General features: G+C 52.8%; 17 protein-coding genes. 6 read left to right on the top strand and 11 right to left on the bottom strand.

The window, feature by feature from the left end; all coding sequences use genetic code 11:
• Positions 1-202 precede the first annotated feature (202 nt).
• Positions 203-757, top strand: coding sequence for a pyruvoyl-dependent arginine decarboxylase (locus HQ41_RS04440; RefSeq protein ID WP_044188465.1), 555 nt, complete (start codon positions 203-205; stop codon positions 755-757).
• Positions 758-877: 120 nt separating this feature from the next.
• On the opposite strand, the gene HQ41_RS04435 is transcribed toward HQ41_RS04440, so the two are convergent.
• The 8 genes from HQ41_RS04435 to HQ41_RS04400 are packed head-to-tail and all read right to left on the bottom strand — an operon-like array spanning position 878 to position 8420.
• Positions 878-1453 (bottom strand): ribonuclease HII, encoded by a 576-nt coding sequence (locus tag HQ41_RS04435; protein ID WP_044188462.1) that lies wholly within the window; start codon positions 1451-1453, stop codon positions 878-880.
• On the bottom strand, positions 1440-2264 hold the full coding sequence (bioC, locus tag HQ41_RS04430; protein ID WP_044188460.1) for a malonyl-ACP O-methyltransferase BioC: 825 nt from the start codon (positions 2262-2264) through the stop codon (positions 1440-1442). Before bioC ends, HQ41_RS04435 begins: the two co-directional genes overlap by 14 nt.
• Positions 2255-2935: a DUF452 family protein gene (locus tag HQ41_RS04425; protein WP_044188457.1), complete on the bottom strand. Its 681-nt coding sequence runs from the start codon at positions 2933-2935 to the stop codon at positions 2255-2257. The genes bioC and HQ41_RS04425 overlap by 10 nt, the downstream gene beginning before the upstream one ends.
• Positions 2936-2941: 6 nt before the next feature.
• Positions 2942-4111, bottom strand: a complete 1170-nt coding sequence (locus HQ41_RS04420) for an 8-amino-7-oxononanoate synthase (protein WP_044188455.1) — start codon at positions 4109-4111, stop codon at positions 2942-2944.
• 44 nt (positions 4112-4155) lie between these two features.
• Entirely contained in the window at positions 4156-4773 is a 618-nt protein-coding gene (gene nadD / locus HQ41_RS04415; RefSeq protein ID WP_044188452.1) for a nicotinate (nicotinamide) nucleotide adenylyltransferase, read from the bottom strand.
• Between the two features lie 7 nt (positions 4774-4780).
• Positions 4781-5974, bottom strand: coding sequence for a nicotinate phosphoribosyltransferase (gene pncB, locus HQ41_RS04410; protein WP_044188451.1), 1194 nt, complete (start codon positions 5972-5974; stop codon positions 4781-4783).
• A gap of 33 nt (positions 5975-6007) precedes the next feature.
• Positions 6008-7651 (bottom strand): hypothetical protein, encoded by a 1644-nt coding sequence (locus HQ41_RS04405; RefSeq protein WP_044188449.1) that lies wholly within the window; start codon positions 7649-7651, stop codon positions 6008-6010.
• On the bottom strand, positions 7620-8420 hold the full coding sequence (locus HQ41_RS04400) for a hypothetical protein (RefSeq protein WP_044188447.1): 801 nt from the start codon (positions 8418-8420) through the stop codon (positions 7620-7622). The genes HQ41_RS04405 and HQ41_RS04400 overlap by 32 nt, the downstream gene beginning before the upstream one ends.
• 786 nt (positions 8421-9206) lie before the next feature.
• Here HQ41_RS04400 and pheS point away from each other — a divergent pair.
• From pheS to HQ41_RS04375, 5 genes are read left to right on the top strand one after another with little or no spacing between them, the layout of a single operon-like run.
• Entirely contained in the window at positions 9207-10226 is a 1020-nt protein-coding gene (gene pheS, locus HQ41_RS04395; protein WP_044188444.1) for a phenylalanine--tRNA ligase subunit alpha, read from the top strand.
• A gap of 12 nt (positions 10227-10238) precedes the next feature.
• A complete protein-coding gene (nth, locus tag HQ41_RS04390) occupies positions 10239-10913 on the top strand; it encodes an endonuclease III (RefSeq protein ID WP_044188442.1) in 675 nt (224 codons plus the stop codon).
• A gap of 31 nt (positions 10914-10944) precedes the next feature.
• Positions 10945-11664 (top strand): rhomboid family intramembrane serine protease, encoded by a 720-nt coding sequence (locus HQ41_RS04385; protein ID WP_044188439.1) that lies wholly within the window; start codon positions 10945-10947, stop codon positions 11662-11664.
• Complete coding sequence (locus HQ41_RS04380; RefSeq protein WP_044188436.1) at positions 11648-12505, top strand: rhomboid family intramembrane serine protease; 858 nt, start codon at positions 11648-11650, stop codon at positions 12503-12505. The genes HQ41_RS04385 and HQ41_RS04380 overlap by 17 nt, the downstream gene beginning before the upstream one ends.
• 39 nt (positions 12506-12544) lie before the next feature.
• Complete coding sequence (locus HQ41_RS04375; RefSeq protein WP_044188433.1) at positions 12545-13678, top strand: endonuclease/exonuclease/phosphatase family protein; 1134 nt, start codon at positions 12545-12547, stop codon at positions 13676-13678.
• 50 nt (positions 13679-13728) lie between these two features.
• On the opposite strand, the gene HQ41_RS04370 is transcribed toward HQ41_RS04375, so the two are convergent.
• The 3 genes from HQ41_RS04370 to HQ41_RS04360 all read right to left on the bottom strand — a co-directional run bounded on the left by HQ41_RS04370 (position 13729) and on the right by HQ41_RS04360 (position 19119).
• The gene (locus HQ41_RS04370) at positions 13729-15249 is read right to left on the bottom strand and encodes an NAD(P)H-hydrate dehydratase (protein ID WP_044188430.1); all 1521 of its coding nucleotides are present in this window, start codon (positions 15247-15249) and stop codon (positions 13729-13731) included.
• Positions 15250-15410: 161 nt separating this feature from the next.
• Positions 15411-17999: an endonuclease MutS2 gene (locus HQ41_RS04365; protein WP_044188426.1), complete on the bottom strand. Its 2589-nt coding sequence runs from the start codon at positions 17997-17999 to the stop codon at positions 15411-15413.
• Positions 18000-18618: 619 nt separating this feature from the next.
• Entirely contained in the window at positions 18619-19119 is a 501-nt protein-coding gene (locus HQ41_RS04360; RefSeq protein WP_044188424.1) for a flavodoxin, read from the bottom strand.
• Between the last annotated feature and the right edge of the window lie 128 nt (positions 19120-19247).

Genomic DNA, 19247 nt, shown 5'->3' with positions numbered 1-19247 from the left:
ATAAAGACAAGCTATCCCTACGGAAGAGGTTGTTCAAGGCTGCTCTGAATATAGACTATCTCAAAAAGCTGCTAAAGATTTGATGCGGTTGCCCTGAGTGAATTGAACAATTTGACTGCTATTCTATTAATTAGTTGTAACTTTGTAGCTCGGCAGAGATGCAAACTAAGTTAAAAAATTACTCTCTAATAGGTTTTTGTAAATGAGCAATTTCGTAGGGAATCTTATCCCAAACACGTTCTTCGTAACCAAGGGTAGCGGAGAATCTGACCTAGAGCTCCATGCTGGCTCTTACCACATGGCTCTCTTCGATGCTGGAATCTCTGATTTCAACATCATGGTGTATTCATCGGTGCTACCTGCTACGGCTCGTCTAGCAACGATGGACGAAATCGACCTACCACCATTCGGTTCGGAGCTGAAGACAATCCTAGCGGTTTCTCACGGTCAGCAGGACGAATTCGTATCGGCTGGTGTGGTATACGCTTGGATGTATGCCGACGAAAACTTCGATAAGAAGGTAGGCGGACTAGTCTGTGAGGTGAGCGGTCGCTACCGCATTGAGGAGCTAGAGGCACGTCTGATCCGTGTGATCAATGACCTGCATGCTAAGACTTATTCGCAGTACTACCTCGGTGAGTTGAACTTCGTAACCGAAGGGATCACGATCGAGAAGCGCTATGGTACAGCACTAGCAGGGCTGTGCTTCGTAGACTTCAAGCTCCCACAAGTAGAGGCTGCTTTGGAAGGTCACTAAAGACTCCATCGGGGTGTAGCCCCATGTGATCTAGACAATAAATTAGGCGGCAAGTGAGAGTTCTCACTTGCCGCCTAATTTATTGGTCCATCTTGCTTGCTCAGTAGACCTGCACCCCGTCTAAAGCTTAAAAGTTAGTCGATGATGTGGCGAAGGGCCATACTCGGCAATGGCTGCTCGGTGTTCCTTGGTCGGGTAACCCTTATGTTTATCCCAGCCATACTCAGGGAATAGCCTCGCAAGCCTGAGCATCTCTTGGTCACGATGTGTCTTAGCGAGGATAGAAGCTGCCGCAATGCTTGCGATCTTGCCGTCGCCCTTGACAATGCAGTGGTGCTCGATACTCTCGTAAGGCGTGAAGCGGTTGCCATCAATCAGCAGACGATCGGGACGAATAGAGAGAGCCGCTACCGCTCGGTGCATCGCCAGATGCGATGCTCTGAGGATATTGATCTCATCAATTTCCTCTGCCGTACAGACCCCTACTGCCCAAGCCAAGGCCTCTCGCTCGATGATCGGACGGAGCAAATCACGCTTACGCTCGGTGAGTTGCTTGGAGTCGTGCAGGAATGGATGCTGGAAGTCTGAAGGCAAAATTACGGCTGCGGCATACACAGGACCAGCCAAACAGCCTCGGCCTGCTTCGTCACAGCCACATTCTATCAGGTCATCTTGGATATATCTAGCGAGAAGCATCGTCTACTGTAGGGTTGGATCGAAATGCTCGGCGAGCTACGATGTAGATCGGGTGATAGGTCAGCGGCACCCCTCCCTCGGACTGTCCGTACTGCTCGGTATAGATACGCTCAAAGGTACGCAGTCGCTCAGCCGTCCAGACAGACGAGTGGGCAGAGGTCGCCGTAACGCCCGTACGTTTGAGATGCAGAAGCACCTCCCTCGGGGTAGAGAAAGAGAGGGGATAAACTTCGTCCATGAGCTGTAGATCCGTATAGTCCCTAAACCAGTCGGAGATCTCGGTAAGTGAATGATAATGTAGCCCCTGCCCCGTAAGTGTTTTGATCTCGATCAGATTTTCTGGGCCGAAAGTACTTAGCAGCAATATCCCACCGGGGCGGAGTCGATTGTGTAGTGATCTGACGAAGGCTTCACCATCATGAAACCATTGTATCGCTGAGGCAGAGATAATCAGATCGTAGTCCGTACCCAAATCAATCTGCTCGGCATCTCCCATAATCAGCTCAGGCGTCGAGGCATAGCGTGGACGAAAATCGCCATACTCCAGCATACACGAGCCAAGATCGTTGAGTGTCCAGTGTTTTACTTCGCAGAGGTTATCGACATATTTGCTCAGCCCAGCCGTACCACAGCCTACCTCAAGCACACGATCGAAGGATTTCTGCCCGGCAGCCTCTAACAGCTTGCCAAGCCTCTGGTAGATATGTTTCTGCGCTACGGCATAGCGATCGTAAGACGCTGCCGATGCGCTAAAGCGTTTGCCGACGATTGCTTTATCAATCAGTGGTGTCGCCTTGGTGTCTACGCCCATAGCTCCTCCCACGTTGTGGCTCCCCCTAGCAAATAGTGTGCTGCGTTTGTATCCATTCTGCTCTCCACGCCTTGTCCGCGCCAGTAAGCCAGCTGATTGTCAGCAGGGATAATGCGATCTTCCTGCCCAATGAGGGCAAGTGACCATCGCAGTGCATCGGCCTTGGGGAGGGAACGCTCGGCCGAAACTTCGTGCCGATAGACCGCCTCGAGCTCTGCTTTGATTTCATCGGTCGAGCGTTTGGCCAGAGCCTCGAAAAGATGGCGGTAGGTCTTACCTCCGCACATACGGCGATTGAAGCGCACTCGGTTGGCTTCGCTCAGACCATTCATTGTCCCCTCGAAGACGGCCTGCGGAATACCCCAAGCGTCATCGACGGGATAGCCCGTACCGCAAATGGCTACGGCACGCTCTAGTGGCAGAGCCTCTGCAAGACTTAGCGCAAAGCGATCAGCAGCCCACACCCCCATGGACCAAGCTACGAGGCTAATGGCCTTATAGGCCGAGAGGTCGAAATCGAGATCCAGCGAACGGTAGTCCCAGACGATGAGCAAATCGTAGTCCTCGGGACGAATGAGGTGCTCCACAGCCTCGGGCGTCATTGCCCAGCCATTGAAGTAGAGAATAAGCCTATCGGCAGGAGTAGGAGAGGAATATAATTGATATTGCATAGGGGCTTATTGGTGTTGTGTAGCCACAAGTTCGGCCACCAGTGGGGCGAAGTCGCGCTCGAAGTCTGCAAGGTCTATTTCCGCAGTGAGGGATAGCCTTAGACGACAGCTCCTCTCGGGGACAGTAGGCGGACGAACAGCCAAGGCATAGTAGCCCAGAGCCTGCAAACGCTCGGCGAGCTGGACGGTCTGCTGCGCCCCACCAATAACGATCGGAATGATGTGGGTCTGGCTCGGTGTCTGTAGGCCCCACTCGCCCAATCGCTGGCGTAGATGTTCGCTTGAGGCCTTCAGCCTCTGGCGCTCGACCGTATATCTAGGTAAAGCCTCGAAGGCAAGACGATCGTAAGCTATGGTTAGAGGCGGTAGAGCAGTGGAGAAAATCAGAGAGCGACAGCGATTGACGAGGTAACGCTTGACTACGTCCGAGCAAATCAGATAACCACCCATACCGGCAAGAGCCTTACCGAAGGTGCCAAGTAGCAAGTCAATTTGCTGAATTGTCCCTGTCGCCTCGGCCAGCCCTAGACCAGTATCGCCAAAGACACCGATAGCATGCGCCTCGTCTACGTAGAGCATCACACTGGGATAGCGCTCTTTGAGGGCAACTAAGCCTTTTAGGTCGGCACAATCGCCGTCCATACTGTACACACTCTCCACCATCACGATGATGCGCTCGGCCTCGGTGTATTTATTGAGCAGACGCTCTAGATGAGCCAAATCATTGTGTCGAAATCTCTCGAAGCGGCAACTCGAGAGCCTAATGCCGTCGATCATACTGGCATGGACGAGGCGATCGGCTAGGATAATGGTTGAGCTATCGGCTAGGGCTGGGACGATCCCCACATTCATGTGGTAGCCACTGCCGAAAACGAGGGCAGCCTCACGGGCAAATCGCTCTGCAAGCAAATCCTCTAACCTCTGGTACTCCTCGTAGTTGCCCGTCATCAGGCGAGAGGAGGTACTACCAGCTCCGCCGAGGCGATGTAGCTCCGCCTCGACTTCTTGGGCTAAGTCACCCCGTGTAGCGATGCCGAGGTAGTCATTGCTCGAGAGGTTGAGCATCCTCCGTCCGTCCATATATATATAGGTACCCTCTGCTCGGGTTACCTTGAGCGAACGAAGCATATCACTCTGGGCTAACCTCTCCAGCTCTGCTTGATATTTACGATCCATGCTCTTGGTTCTTTTGCCGGCAAAGGTACGAAGAAACCCTCGCTCTAGGGCTTGCCTGCGCTCCGCTCTTGCAGTGCCTCGGCTACTCTACCCCACAGAGCTGGAGCACCGAGGCATTCGCGCACATCTCGATGCTCGGCGATAGCCTGCCTGATAAAGGAGGAAGAGATATCCATCTGAGGAGCATCGGCGCAGTAATGCACCTCAGCTCCCTTGCTCCAGAGTGGGAGCTCCACCACCTCGTGCCCCGGCCTTGGGTAGACATAGAGGGCTGTACTATGCAGCAGGCGCTCGTACTGATGCCACGAAGGTAGAATAAGCAGATTGTCCGCACCGATAAGCATAGAGAAGTCTGTCCTCGGGTACAGCATCCGAAGGGCACGCAGAGAGCGAATCGTATAGCGGGGCTGAGGCAAATCGACCTCTAGAGAGCACAGCCTAAGCCCCTCTTCCGCTCGGATTGAAGCCTCGACCAAATCACGGCGCAGGGCATAGGGAAGTTGATCGGCTTGACTCTTGAGCGGATTGAGTGGACTAAGCACTAGCCACACCTCATCGAAGCCGAGCTCCCCTTGGGCATAGCGAGCCAAAGACAGATGCCCTCGATGAATAGGATTGAACGAACCAAAATACAGGCAGACACGCCTGCTCGCACTGGTCATAGCACGCCTAAGGTTGCTGCCCCTCGTCCAGCCCAAGCGTCCGCTGAGCTAGCTCGATCTCCGAGGGGATACCGGTGTGCTTACCTGCCACATCGCTTAGCTTGACGCAAGGATGCCAGCGGTCACGCTCAGTCATCTTACACTGCCAGAGCTTCATCACGATATTCATCGGCTTGATACCATTGCCCACGTCGTTGGAGAAATTCGTACCGATACCGAAGGTCGCACCGATCTTACCTCGGCAGTAGTCGGCTATCTCGATAGCTCGCTCGGTATTGAGGCCGTCCGAGAAAATGATGTACTTGATCTTGGGATCTACACGTAGCTCACGGTAGCGGGCGATCACCTTATCCGTAAACTCGAAAGCATCGCCGCTGTCGTGTCTAAGGCTCGTGAAGAGCATCGCATGCTTCTTGCTGAAGTTCTTCATAAACACATCGGTGGTATAGGTATCGGTCAGCACAGCTCCGAGATCACCGTCGTAGACATTGATCCAGTCCTCCATAGCCATATAGTTAGCCATCTTGTAGCCAAACATCGCTCCATGGAACTGAATCCACTCGTGTGGGTGAGTCCCCGAAACCTTGAGGCCCAGTTTGTGGGCAATGTGCACATTGCTCGTGCCGTAGAAGTTGTCGCCCGAGTGCTGTTTGAGTAGCTCCGTCATTCGATCCTCGACCTCGAAGCTGAAGCGGCGGCGCATGCCAAACATCGAGTAGGTAATGTTGTGCTCGGTCAGCTTCTTGGCCTTGGCAATGATCGCCTGCTCGGCGTAATCCATATCGGGCTCTGCCCCCATACAGCGGTAGTAGAGCTCACTGACTAGTGCTAGAATAGGTGTTTCCCAGAGGGTAATGCGATAGAGCAAGCCCTCGGCGACGATACTCAGATATCCCTCGGCATCTTGGCTGACCTGAACCTCCTCGGGACGAAAGCGAAAGCCGCTGAGAAAATCGATGTATGTAGGTGGCAGGTAAGGTAGCTCACGGTGCAAGAATAGCTCCTCGTCTGCACTGAGGCGAAGCTCGGCCATAGCATCTAGCTCGGCTCTAAGCCGCTCGGCAAACCCCTCGGGGTAACGTGTGCGTGCTCGGTCTATGAAGCGAAACTGCCCGTATGCACGAGGATAGAGTTTGCTATAAGCATAGCTCGTGGTGAACTTATATAGGTCTGTGTCCAAGACCGAACGAATAATAGCCATAGTCAGATAGTTTTGAAGTGAATGATGAGCCAGCTAGATATGATCGTCCCAGAGTATGGTAGGCTGCTCGGCATGGCCCTGATACCACTCGTGGAGCGCCTCTAGCCCACGAGCGGCAGTGCGTGTATTGCGCACTACGAGCCCGAGCGTATAGCCTTTGCTCTGCTGTAGCTCGACGGCTAGATGCGAGGCATCTAGCGCAGGCGTCTTGACGAGTAGACAAGCCTCTGCCGAGCTCTGCTCTAGCAGTGTAACCAGCTCCGAGGCGTTGTAGACCTTGGCGACAAGTACTCTATCTCCTGCGAGCATATATGTCTGCTCGAGATGCTGAGCGACAGTGTCGGTATAGGCATCGGCTGTGAGGCTAGTAAGCAAGACGACTCTGCGAGCCTTGCCCTCTTGGTGGCGATTGAGGTTGAGGCGCACAAAGTTCCACCTCAGGAATGGAGCTTTGGCACTTGGTAGCGGAATCAAACGATCCGCCCCTTGCCAATCCTCGGGGAGAGAACCACGCCCCAGCACTGGGCGACGCAGTAGCAGCTCCAGTAGCGTAGCCAAGATAGGAATAAGTATGAATAGCACCACGAGCCCAAAAGTGATATAGGCCTGTGGAGATACACTCTGCTTGGGTGAGCGTATGAATGTGTCGTCTAGGATCTCGAGCATCGACTCCTCCTCTAGGATCAGAGCATTGGTCTGAGCCTCTTGGATCAGCCGATCTATCTGGGTCAGTAGCTCTGCACGGCCAGACGCATTCTTGAGCCCGAGGGATGTCGCCACTTCGTCTAGAGGGAGACGCTTCTCCCCTAGCAGTCCTTGTCTAGCCTTAGCAAGACGTGCCATATAAGTATCGAGCTCCTTACGGTAGGTCGCAAGTGCATAGCGCTCATACTCTAGCCCGATCTCACGGAAGAAGTCACGAGCGAACTCGTGCGTACAGTCTGCCATCAAGAAGAGCTCAATGAGGTTGCTACCCATATAGCGTCTGAGCTTGCTATCATATTTTTCCTGTGCATCAATATCGCTCATGCGCTTGAGCGTTAGCTCCGTGTACTCCCCGATGGGGCGCACGAGCTTAACCTCGACAGGGCCTACTGGCGTCTGGACAACCTCGCCGTAAGGCACCGAGATTGGTTTTGCTTGCTTAATGACCTTGGTCTTGTACTTGCCCTTAATGTCTGAGATCACGACTCTATCCTTGTGCACAGCGACCTCCATCTGCCATGAGTCGAAGCCATCGAGCTCCTTGCTCAAGAAGCGCAGATCAATAGGGCAATCTGGATAGATATCCTTACCCTCGTGCCAGTAGACGACGGTATAGTTCAGGCGACTGCCCGCATTGACGACAATCTGTGTAGACTCGAAATACTTGACTGCAATATCACGGTCATAGGGATTGACCATAGCCCACTGCGGGCGATAGCTCTGCTGCGGATCCGTCTCTAGCGCCTTGCTCACACGATAGCCTTGCCCCGGGTCGCTATACTTGATGCGGTAGGTGGTGAAGTACTCTCGTGTAGGCATAGGTGTGGTGGGTCGCCACACAAGTTTGATGGCTACGACGATGAGCAGACTAGCCAAGATATAGATAGGGCGCTTGAGCAGCAAGCGCACGAAACTCGTCAGGAGTGAGCTGGTAAAACCACTAGAGGTCGGAGGATTGGGTGAGTTGATCATCTAATGTAGGTGTTTGATCTTGCTGTTGGTTATCTTGGCTCTGCTTGAGCTCGTCAATCAGTTTGTTGGCATCTTCGGCAGTAAACTTCTGTAGGTTCGTCACCATACAATCCATTTGGATAAACTGCCCATACTCGTTGCATTGTTTCACATAGCCTCTGATTAGGGGCATGATATCGCTGTTGTAGGGGAGTAGGACGACGAATATATAGAAACACTCGCCCCATATCTCCTCCTCTAGGCTACCGCCCTCCTCACTACAGCAGCGGCGTAGCTCCTCTGTCATCAGCTCTTGCTGATAGGGTAGCCAAGGGGCAAAGTCCCGACTAAGGACAATCCCATTGATGCGAATAAGCGTCCCGGAGCCTCCTAGCCCACTGGTCATAGCGACCTGACGCTCGCCTAGCAAATCTCCTACGATGCTGATACGCAGCTGTAACTCGGCCAGCAGTGCCCACTCTCGTTTGGAGCCTGTGAGCTCTGGCAGGACTAGCTCGATCGCACGCAGAGCAGCGATACTCTCGGTGCAGGCGAGGCTGGCAAATACACGGCGCAGAAGCACTTCGCTCGGGGTGTCCATCATCAGTAGCTCGTCCATGCGTCTGATAAGCTCGTCTTCGTCGAGGTGGAGCTTGCCCTGCTCTACCCGATCTCTGAGCCGATGTACATAGCGAAAGAAGCTAGCCTGCTTGGGCATAGCCACAGGCTCTCGCAGCTGATGAATCTGCTCGGGCCGAATGAGCTCCTGTAGTTTATCGAAATCTTCCAAGGTGTAACATATATTTTAAGCCACTACGGCAAAGATAAACATACTAAACTATATCACATACCTCTAGCAAACTTAGTTTATGCGGTAGGACTCGCCTACTTCACCTCCTTCGTCAGAGCTGACTTAATCTATGAACAGAACGCACATTTACAAAATTTATCTACTCCATTGCACTCTCGGTGCTCTATGCATACGCCCCCGACCAACCCACAGGCCCAAATACAAACCTCGTATTTGCCCCCTAGAGAGCCCCACACGGCACTCGACCTCGTTTTGGCTCTCGAACCCAGCCAAACGAAAACAACGGCTTAAAACAAGAAAAACACAAAACATTATTGATCAGACATATAGACCCACGCATAAAGCGGTTTTATAAACTTATCTCACACTTTTGGGATTTTCTTCCCATCAATCTTTGAGGATTGGTGGACACATCGTAGCGAATTGATCCTACAACTACCCCAAATCTTCCCACTGACTCCATCTCTCCACCCGAACAAGCTTTAAGAACCACCGTCCCATTCCAATAAAAACCTCAACAAGACCTTAACATTTCTTAACCAAAAAGTAGAGAAATAGACTAGCAAAGCCTTGGGATCTGCGACACAGCACGCAGCGTTCATACAGAGCTGAGCCAGATTAACACAGGACTAGAGCCTAGGAACTACTGACAGAGGTCGGATTATATGCCCTCAATGAGCGAGCTATGATACCCCGGAGCATTGAGGGCTCTACATTAATAACTATCTTTGTGGCTTACAAAACAAATGACATTAGACGAACTATATGCAAGATAAGATTAAGCAACTGCTCGAGGAAATCGAGGCACTTGCTGCCGAGAGCCTAGAGCAGGTAGAGGAGCTTCGCATCAAGTATATCAGCAAAAAGGGACTTGTATCTCAACTATTTGAGGACTTCCGAAGTGTCCCCAACGAAGAGAAGCGCCTCGTAGGTCAGCTACTCAATCAGCTCAAGGAAACGGCACAAAATCGTATCAATAGCCTACGAGATGCACTCCAAAACAAGGGAGCAGAGGCCAAGGAAATCGACTGGAGCCGCACGGCCTACCCTACACCTCTAGGGACACGTCACCCTCTGACGCTCGTACAAGAGGAGATCTGCTCTATCTTCGCTCGTCTAGGGTTCTCTATCGCCGAGGGGCCAGAGATCGAGGACGACTGGCACGTATTCTCCTCGCTCAACTTCGCCGACGATCACCCTGCCCGAGATATGCAGGACACCTTCTTCGTGCAGAACGTACCCGGCAGCCTACTGCGTACTCATACCTCATCGGTACAGAGCCGAGTGATGAGCACCCAGCAGCCACCACTGCGCATCATTTGTCCCGGACGTGTGTATCGCAACGAGGCCATCAGCTACCGTGCACACTGCTTCTTCCATCAGATGGAGGCACTCTACATCGACCAAGATGTATCTTTCGCCGACCTCAAGCAGGTACTGCTCTACTTCGCCCAAGAGATGTTCGGTCCCGAAACCAAAATCCGCCTACGCCCCTCCTACTTCCCCTTCACCGAGCCTTCGGCAGAGATGGACATCAGCTGCAATATCTGTGGCGGCGAGGGCTGTGCCTTCTGTAAGCATACTGGTTGGGTAGAGATCCTCGGGTGCGGTATGGTAGACCCCAATGTACTGGAGAGCTGTGGCATCGACAGCAAACGCTACTCTGGCTATGCTCTAGGTATGGGCATCGAGCGCATCACGAACCTCAAGTATCGTGTCAAGGACCTGCGTCTCTTCTCGGAGAATGACCAGCGCTTCCTCGACCAGTTTAAGGGAGCGCACTAGACCCAAGGTGGTATGACGAGGAAGGAGCGATTTGCAGGCATCATCGGCTGGTTTGAGCAGAACGTGCCAGTGGCAGAAACCGAGCTCAACTACACGACGCCCTTTGAGCTCCTTGTGGCCGTAGTCCTATCAGCTCAGTGCACAGACAAGCGGGTGAATATGGTGACGCCTCGTCTCTTCATGGAGTACCCGACGGCATCAGCCATGGCACGAGCTAGCGAAGAAGAAATCTTCGACCTAATCCGTAGCATCAGCTACCCCAACAGTAAGTCCAAGCACCTCGTGGGGCTGGCACAGATGCTGATCGCCGACTTTGGCGGAGAGGTCCCTCAGGGGCGTGAGGAGCTGATGAAGCTCCCGGGTGTTGGGCGCAAGACAGCGAACGTGATTAGCTCTGTCATCTTCGACGAACCGACGATGGCGGTAGACACGCACGTCTTCAGAGTATCGGAGCGCATCGGACTGACCACACGCTCCAAGACTCCGCTCCAAACCGAGCAGGTACTCATACAGCACATTCCCGAGGCCATTATCCCCAAGGCGCACCACTGGCTGATCTTGCACGGGCGATACATCTGCCTAGCTCGGCGCCCTAAGTGCGAGGCTTGCGGACTAACGCCTTGGTGCCGCTACTGGAGTACTAAGCAAAAAGCAGAGGCTAAGGCCAAGGAGAAGGCCACGAAGTAATGATTAACAAGAAGCACATCACGACGACAATATGACAGAGAGAACTTTCAACCTCAATAATAGCGTTGCCCCCGTAACCCTACGCCTGATCATCATCAATACGCTCATTTGGCTGGCTCAGATGGTGGCGGAGCATCGCTTCGGGATCGACTTGGCTCAACTGCTAGGGCTACACTATTTCCCCGCCGAGGACTTCAGCATCACCCAAGCGCTGACCTATATGTTCCTACACAGCACGGACGGGATCAATCATCTATTCTTCAATATGTTCTCGCTATGGATGTTTGGTAGTGTAATTGAGCGATTTTGGGGGGCAAAGCGCTATCTATTCTTCTACCTGACCTGCGGACTAACCGCAGGGCTAGCACAAGAGCTGGTCTGGCACTACGAACTCAGGAGCCTAATTCCTCTGGCCAATGAAATGATCAACCTAGGCGATGGCATCGTCCGTTACGGTCGGGAGATACTCAATCTACCCGTGACGGTGGGTGCTTCGGGAGCTGTTTTCGGGCTTCTGCTAGCTTTCGGTATGCTGTTCCCCAATAGTGTCATCTTTTTATTCTTCCTACCTATACCAATTAAGGCTAAGTACTTCGTTATTATCTACGGTCTGATAGAGCTATTCCTCGGCATCAACCCTTCGTGGGGTAGCAATGTCGCCCATTTCGCTCACTTGGGTGGTATGCTCGGCGGTTTTATACTGATCAGACTTTGGAGAAAGAAGGGAGATATTGATGGCCCGTACAACTAATAGACTACTCGATACCAAGACTTGGGGACTGCTTGAGTGGAGCATAGCCTGCAATGTGGGCATCTCTCTGCTCGTTTGGATTAGCGGCTCTATCCTCGCTCTAGTAGGCTTGCCTGCTGGTTGGCTGGGGCGTTTGCTCAAGTTCGTTCCCGACACCTATTGGCTCGTGAGGCGCCCTTGGTCCGTGCTAACCTATTCGCTGGTGCACAGTGGGCTGCTACATCTGGCCATCAATATGGCGATCTTGTGGTTCTTCGGGCGCAGATTTATCGAGGTCTTCGGGGTAAGGCGCTTTGTGCCACTCTACCTCATGGCTGCCCTCTCGGGCTCACTGCTCTATCTAGGTGGCTATTCGCTCCTACAAGCATTGGGCATTTTCGTCCTTCCGCTCGGCCTTGTCGGTTCGTCTGCGGCTATTATAGCACTGATTTTTGCCTTGGCTTTCTATACTCCTTGGCTCAAGCTCCAGACTCCACTCGGGCGCATTGGGTACGCTCAGATGGCAGGTGGTATCCTTCTGCTGCAGCTACTACTCATGTTGGATAACCTAGGCGGACAGCTCGCCCACATAGGCGGAGCGGCTGTTGGCTTTGTTTTCGGCTATTGCCTACGCAAGCAAGGGCGAGATATCACGGAGCCAATCTCCAAACTTATTGATCGTCTAGCTGTTTTGCTAAGACAGAAGAGGCCTAATAGGACAAAAAAAACAAGAGAAAAGACAGACCTCCCTGTCAATCAGATCCTAGACAAGCTCCGCCAGTCGGGCTATGGTAGTCTGAGTGCAGACGAGAAACGGCAACTCTTCTCGGCCTCCGATAGGGACAAGAAGCAACAATCGTAGTGGATCGACCCTACGACACAGCACAATGAGATTAAGGCGATGAAGTTATTCCTCCTCAAAACTTGGCGCATCATACGTGGCAGCCTGCGCTGGACGCTGTACCTCGTGACAGCTCTAGTGGCGTGCCTATACCTGCTCGGTGCCCACTCGCCTTACATTCGCCCCACACTCACGACCATACCAGCCCTACTCGGGCTTACTTTCCCCATACTATTCGTGCTACAGCTGACGGTCAGCCTATACTGGTTTGTGCGTGGACGGTGGCGTATGGTTGGGCTAATGGCGATCATCTTCGCTCTATCTTGGAGCGCCCTCTCGGCTTATCTACCGATTAATCGCAAGTGGGAGCATGAGCCAACCGAGGCAGGCAAACAGATCAAAGTCCTCTCCTACAATACCAGTGCTTTCGGCTTCAAACGACACTCGCCCTCTAGCCCAAACCCAATCCTCCAATACATCAAGAGCACCGACGCCGACATTGTCTGTCTTCAGGAGTCGATGCTCGCAGATAAGGCTGAGTATGGTGTTACTTTCAAGCAGCTCAAAGCATATCTCGGGGAGCAATATCCACACATTGACCAGCGCAATGCTCAGAAGCATGGTAGCACGCTGATTTTACTCTCCAAGTATCCGATCAAAGAAGTACATCGCTTCCCGATCAAGTCGCACGCCAATGGCGCCGTTTGGTACAAGCTACAAGTTGATGATCGTGAGATCATGGTAGTCAATCTGCACTTGGAGTCTTTTCGTCTGCGCAAGAAAGATGGCGAGGGCTATGTACAGCTCGTACGAGAGCGACAGGCTCTTCGGCTCAAAGAAGCCCTTAATGCCAAGTTCGCCCCTACCTTCAGAGCACACAATGTGCAGGCTGATATGATTGCTCGGCAGATAGAAGACTATGGAAGCGAGCGGGTCATCGTCTGCGGCGACTTCAACGATACGCCCATATCCTACGCCCGCCGGCGAATTGCGCACTCACTTCAGGACGCTTATATCGAGCGAGGCAATGGTTTTGGCTTTAGCTACACGACATGGTTCTTCGTCGTTCGCATCGACCATATCCTCTGCGGCGGAGCTTTCGTTCCTGAGAGTTCGTACGTTGATGACGCCGCTACCATGAGCGATCACCACCCAATCCACGCAACGCTTTGGTTGCCTAATCCAAAGCAATAGACCTAATCATAGACAGTTCACTAAGCCTCGACCAAACTCTAGGTCAGAGGCTAGACATCTGAGGCGAGCTGACGCAGAGCTTCTCCGATGTGATTGACCAGATCGCTGGGGAGCACCGACTCGATCGACTGACGAGCCGCACACAAATCGGCGACTTGTCCGTGCAGATAGCAGGCCAGTAGTGTGGCAACGAGGCTACCGTATCCACGAGCCATCAGACCGAGCAAAAGTCCCGTGAGCACATCACCGCTACCCGATCGGGCAAGAGCGGCATTTCCCGTAGTATTGAAGTAAACATTATCCGAGGCACGACAGATCGCCGTATAGGCTCCCTTGAGTACAACCGTGGCATCGAGCCGTGAAGCGAGTTGCTTAGCCAGCTCGACCCGCTCGAGCGAGGTGGTATGGCCGCCGAAAAGACGCTCCTGATCTCTACGTGAACAGAGCAGGACGCTACCACGTGGCACGATATCGAGGAGCGAGCGATTGTGTGCGAAGCGCTGGATCGCCCAGTCGTCGAAGATCATCGGGCGAGAGCTGCTAGTCATCAGTTGGCGCAGAAGGCTCTCACTCATCGCAGGCTCGTCCATGGCAGTACCAATAGCAATGGTCTGATACTGCCCAAGGTGCTTGGGTAGCTGCTCAAACTCCTGCCCACCAGCCAAACTGGCTAGCAGCTCGGGCTGAGCGATCTGTAAGGAAGTCGCAAGAGGTGTCAGGGTATGCACTGTTAGCTCACCGCAACCAGCCCGTAGAGCAGCCCTGAGGGCTAATAGGAGATGCCCAACCTTGCTCGTAGAGCCCCCAATCAACAGAGCCGAGCCACACGCCTGCTTGTCCGCAAATGGCTGACGAGTCAGGAGCGATGCCCCTAGCGTCTGCTCACTCTGGAGGTAATATCGACTATTGACATCTTGATGTAGCCCCTCATCAATCCCGATAGGGAGTACCTGCCACTGCCCTACGTATGGTGCAGACTCTCCAAAAAGCAAAGACAGATAAGGCGACTCGAAAGCAATCGTATGCGTAGCACGAACGACCTGCTCGAGCGGATTGGTCGAGTTATCCTCGGCGTACAAACCCGAGGGTATCTCGATGCTGACAATAGGCAGCCCTGACTGATTGATCTTATCCACGACCAAGGCATAGCCACCGCTTAGAGGCTTGGTTAGCTCCCCCCCGAATAGCCCATCAATAATCAGCTCGCCTGCTTGGAAGTGTGGTGGACGAAACTCCGTCGAAACCTCGGTCAGTGGCACCTCCGTCCCCTCAAGCCTAAGCCTCTGAGCCTCGCAGTTCTCGCTAAGTTTGCCTTGGCGATAGAAGAGGTAAACCTCGGGGCGATAGTTACGCTCACGAAGCAAGCGAGCGATAGCTAGTGCATACGCTCCATTCTCTCCCGCACCAGCGAAGATATGCACCCGTCTTTGGCTAGGACTATGTAGGCGTGTAAAGGCGTAGACGAACCGCTGTGCGATGCGCTCTACGAGGTCGGCTGGTGTTAGCCCGCCCCTGCGACAGGCAGTTTGATATAGCTCTTGGAGCTGAAGGGGGGAATAGATCTTATTCATCGTTTGGACTTATTTGGGAGCATGACCTAGCCAACCTCTTGGAGTCGTGGGCTAGACCAATTACCTCGGTGGGATTGCCTCAATCTGATTTCCTTACAAATTTATAGTAACGTTTGGTCTTTTTCCAATTTATCGACCAAAAAGGCCCTATATCATTGCTTCTAATCCAAATCTACAACCGTAATCCCAGCCCCACCGAGCTGCACATGCTCGTCGGCATAACGGCGCACACCGGGCACACCGCTCAGGTAACCTCTCACTGCTTCACGCAGAGCTCCCGTACCCGTACCATGCAGAATGCGCACACGGCTCATACCTAGCTGTAGAGCATCATCGATAAAGTAGGCTGTTGCATCGATCGCCTCGCTTGCTCTGAGGCCTCTGAGGTCAAGATCTTGTTTGAAGTGCAACCGCTTCTCATGGATCTGATCGATGACGGACTTGCCAGCAGAGGTACTGCGAACAGGGGTCTTGAGGCTCTGCCCTACCTGCTTAATCTCTTCTTCACTAGCCAGATGTAGCCGATCGAGTGGAACAGTCATCTTGAGCATACCGAGAGCCACGACTGCCTCACGCTTATCTACAGAGAGGACTGTCCCGAGGCTGCGCTGCCCCTCTAGGCGCACTAAGTCGCCCTCCTGCAGGCTACGTGCCTTGTCTTGTAGGCGATGCTCTCGTGCCTGCTCACTGGCGGCTCTGAGACCTAGGCCAACGCTCTGCCCCTTCTTGCTCTCGCCCTTGGCCTTACGCTCTCGTCGGCGCAGGAGCTTCTCGACCTCTCGCTTGGCCCGCTCACTGGCCTGCAGGTCTTCCTGCTCGACCTCTTGTAGACTATCTTGATAGCTCTTGAGCTCCGCCCTTAGACTAAGTGTACGCTCACGCTCCGCCTCGGCTTCCTTGATCTCTCTGATGGTTCGCTCGATACGACTGTTGGCCTCTTGGACGATGCGCTCTGCTTCTTTTTTCGCCTCGGCAAGGACAGCACGTCTAGCTCTCTGCGTTTCGTCTGCCTCTAGGCTATATCGCTCTGCGGCATCTTGTAGTTTCTTCTCTTCCTTGCGGATATTCAGGCGCTTCTGCTCCCAGTAGCGCTTATCTCGGATAATATCCTGCAAGTACTTGTCCATATCAATATAGTCCGAGCCTACGTACTCACTAGCACGGGCGATTACTGCCTCCGACAGTCCGATCTTGCGGGCGATCTCTATGGCGAAGGAGCTGCCCGGGCGACCAATCGAGAGGCGAAAAAGGGGTTGCAGGTGGTGGCGATCGTAGAGCATCGCTCCATTGACGAGCCCGGGGGTATCCTCGGCGAAGGTCTTGAGGTTCTGGTAGTGCGTGGTGATGACGCCATACGCCCCCTCGGCATTGAAGCGCTCTAGCAGAGCTTGAGCGATTGCCCCGCCTATCGTAGGCTCGGTACCACCACCAAACTCATCAATCAAGAGGAGCGTAGTGGCATCGCTATGTCGTTCAAAGTGTTTCATATTAGACAGATGAGAGCTATACGTACTCAGATCGTCCTCGATGCTCTGCTCATCGCCTATGTCAATGAAGAAGTGCTTGAAAATCCCGACCCGAGAGTGGTCGCCCATAGGTACCGGGATACCACACTGAAGCATATATTGTAGGAGCCCCACGGTCTTGAGGCAAACAGATTTACCCCCTGCATTAGGGCCAGAGATGATGAGAATACGCCCCTCGTCTGGACTGAGTTTGATATCGAGGGGGACGATCTCTCGCCCCGAGGAGCGCAGGCTACGCTGCAGCAGCGGGTGACGTGCGACATACCACTCTAGGCAGGGCTGGGCATCAACTCTAGGGCATAGCCCCTCAACCTCCACAGCCCAGCGAGCCTTAGCGAGGACTAAATCGAGATGAGCCACTAGCTCGTAGGCACTGAGCAGGTGGTTGATATTGGGACGTATCTTGGAGGCAACCTCGGTGAGGATACGCACAACCTCTCGGCGCTCCTCGCCCTCGAGTTCACGAATACGGTTGTTGGCCTCTACAAGCTCCACGGGCTCTACATAGACTGTCTTACCCGTGCCAGACTCATCGTGGACAATCCCCTTGATCTTACGCTTGTGCTGTGGCGATACGGGGATCACCAATCGCCCATCACGCAGAGCTGGCTGCACATCGGCCTCTACCCAGCCCTCTGTACGTGCTGCACGCAAGATGCGTTGTAGTGTACCCGATAGGCTTCGCTCCGTTTCCATCAGCTCGCGACGGATACGCAGTAGCTCACGGCTTGCATTGTCCTTAATACGCCCTTCTCGGTCAAACAGCAAACGAATGTTTTGCTCAATCTTGGGGAATACTGGCGCACGCTTGAGCCTAGCACCCAGTCGAGGGTACTCATAGGCCAGACTATCGTCCTCTATCGTCCCTGTCGTATGCTCTTGGGTAAAGAAGCGATGCAGGGCATGCAAAGCATCTAGCATCTGTGCGAGATCTAGCAGCTCGGCCTCCTCGAGATAGGTGCGATCTGGGCGAATGCGGTGTAGTGCCTCTCGGCAATCTGCCAGATTGAGCGAGGGGATACTCTGCCCTGCCCGTAGCACAGCGAGCATCTCGCCAGCCTCATCTAGGGCTAGCTGTATGGCGCTCTGCTCTGTGTCGGCCTGTAGCCCCTCGACCAAACCACGGCCAAGTTGACCAGAACAGAGAGCGGAGAGAAGCTGACAGACTTCGTCGAAGCCTATTTTTTGTCTAAAATTATTGGGGTAAACCTCTGGGGCTATCATCTAAATTGCTAAAGTCTTAATGATTGGCACTCTTGGTGCTGTCCAAGATGCTGAGGGACAAAATTACACCATTGCCCTCAGATTAGGGCTATCCCACTAACCGAATACATAAATTTACATTTAGGTATTACGTTTGCAGCCTCTGCAAGACAGAGGTCTGTGAGCAGGGACAAAAGGGGCAGACCTCGCTCCTGCCCTCTAGCAGGCTCTAGGTTGCGTTGGTCTGCGTTTGGGGTACTCGACCTAGCTAGGCGAAAAGACCCTGCTTAAACAAGTCCAAAATAAATATTTGATAATCAAATTTATAAGAATATCAAGCAAGCATTTCTATGAGCAACTAACCAACTTCTCCGGATTTCTTCCCATCAATCTTTTTGGATTAGTGGATACACCTTGGGGGATTAGTCCTCCAAACCGAATAAATCTTCCCATCAATCCTCCTGCCAAGCCTCAGAAGCCTTCACAAAACACCTTGGTATTATCTAAAAACCTTGAATAATTCCTTTACACTTCTTAACCAAAAAGATGACAAACGAAGCATCAACACAAAAAAAGACTGTGCCGAAGCAATTGCCTCGACACAGCCCTGTTTATTGAATGGAGTTGGAGTAGCAGACTACTAGAGATCGCCCTTCATGGCTGTTAGCCAGATCTGAATGCGCTCCTCTGTCATATCAGACTGATTAACATCGTCGATACATAGACCGATGAGCTTGCCGTCTTCTTCGCAGCGAGTAGCATCGTAGCTATATCCCTCTGGCGTATAAGCCCCGATGAAGCGACAGCCTGAGCCGGATAGCTCCTGCTTGATTTCGGCGAGAGCTTCGCAGAATGAGTCTGGATAGCTATCTGCATCACCGCAGCCAAATAGACCTACAGCCTTGCCGCTGAGATCCTGAGCAGCTAGATCGGGCAAGAAACCAGCGAAGTCGTCTTGTAGCTCGCCGATACCCCATGTAGAGCTCCCGAGCAATAGTACCTCGAACTCTGCTGCATCAGATGCGCTAGCGTTGGCAACGTCATAGCAATGAGCTTCTGCACCTACAGCCTTGGCGATACGCTGTGCAAGCTCGGAAGTAGAGCCAGTAGATGACCCATAAAAAACACCGATTTTTTTCATTTTGAGAGATGTTGTTGGTTAGGATAATTAACTAATTTGATTTCTACTAGGCAAAGGTATAGCATCATCAGAGCATCAAGTATCCCCAATTGTAGGTATTTTATGCTTTTTGTTCGGACGATTTAATC

Origin of the sequence: Porphyromonas sp. COT-290 OH860, assembly GCF_000768935.1 — a bacterium.
In the GTDB taxonomy this organism is placed as follows: domain Bacteria; phylum Bacteroidota; class Bacteroidia; order Bacteroidales; family Porphyromonadaceae; genus Porphyromonas.
The sequence above is the reverse complement of the archived record's forward strand: the minus strand, read 5'-3'. Positions and strand labels throughout refer to the sequence as shown.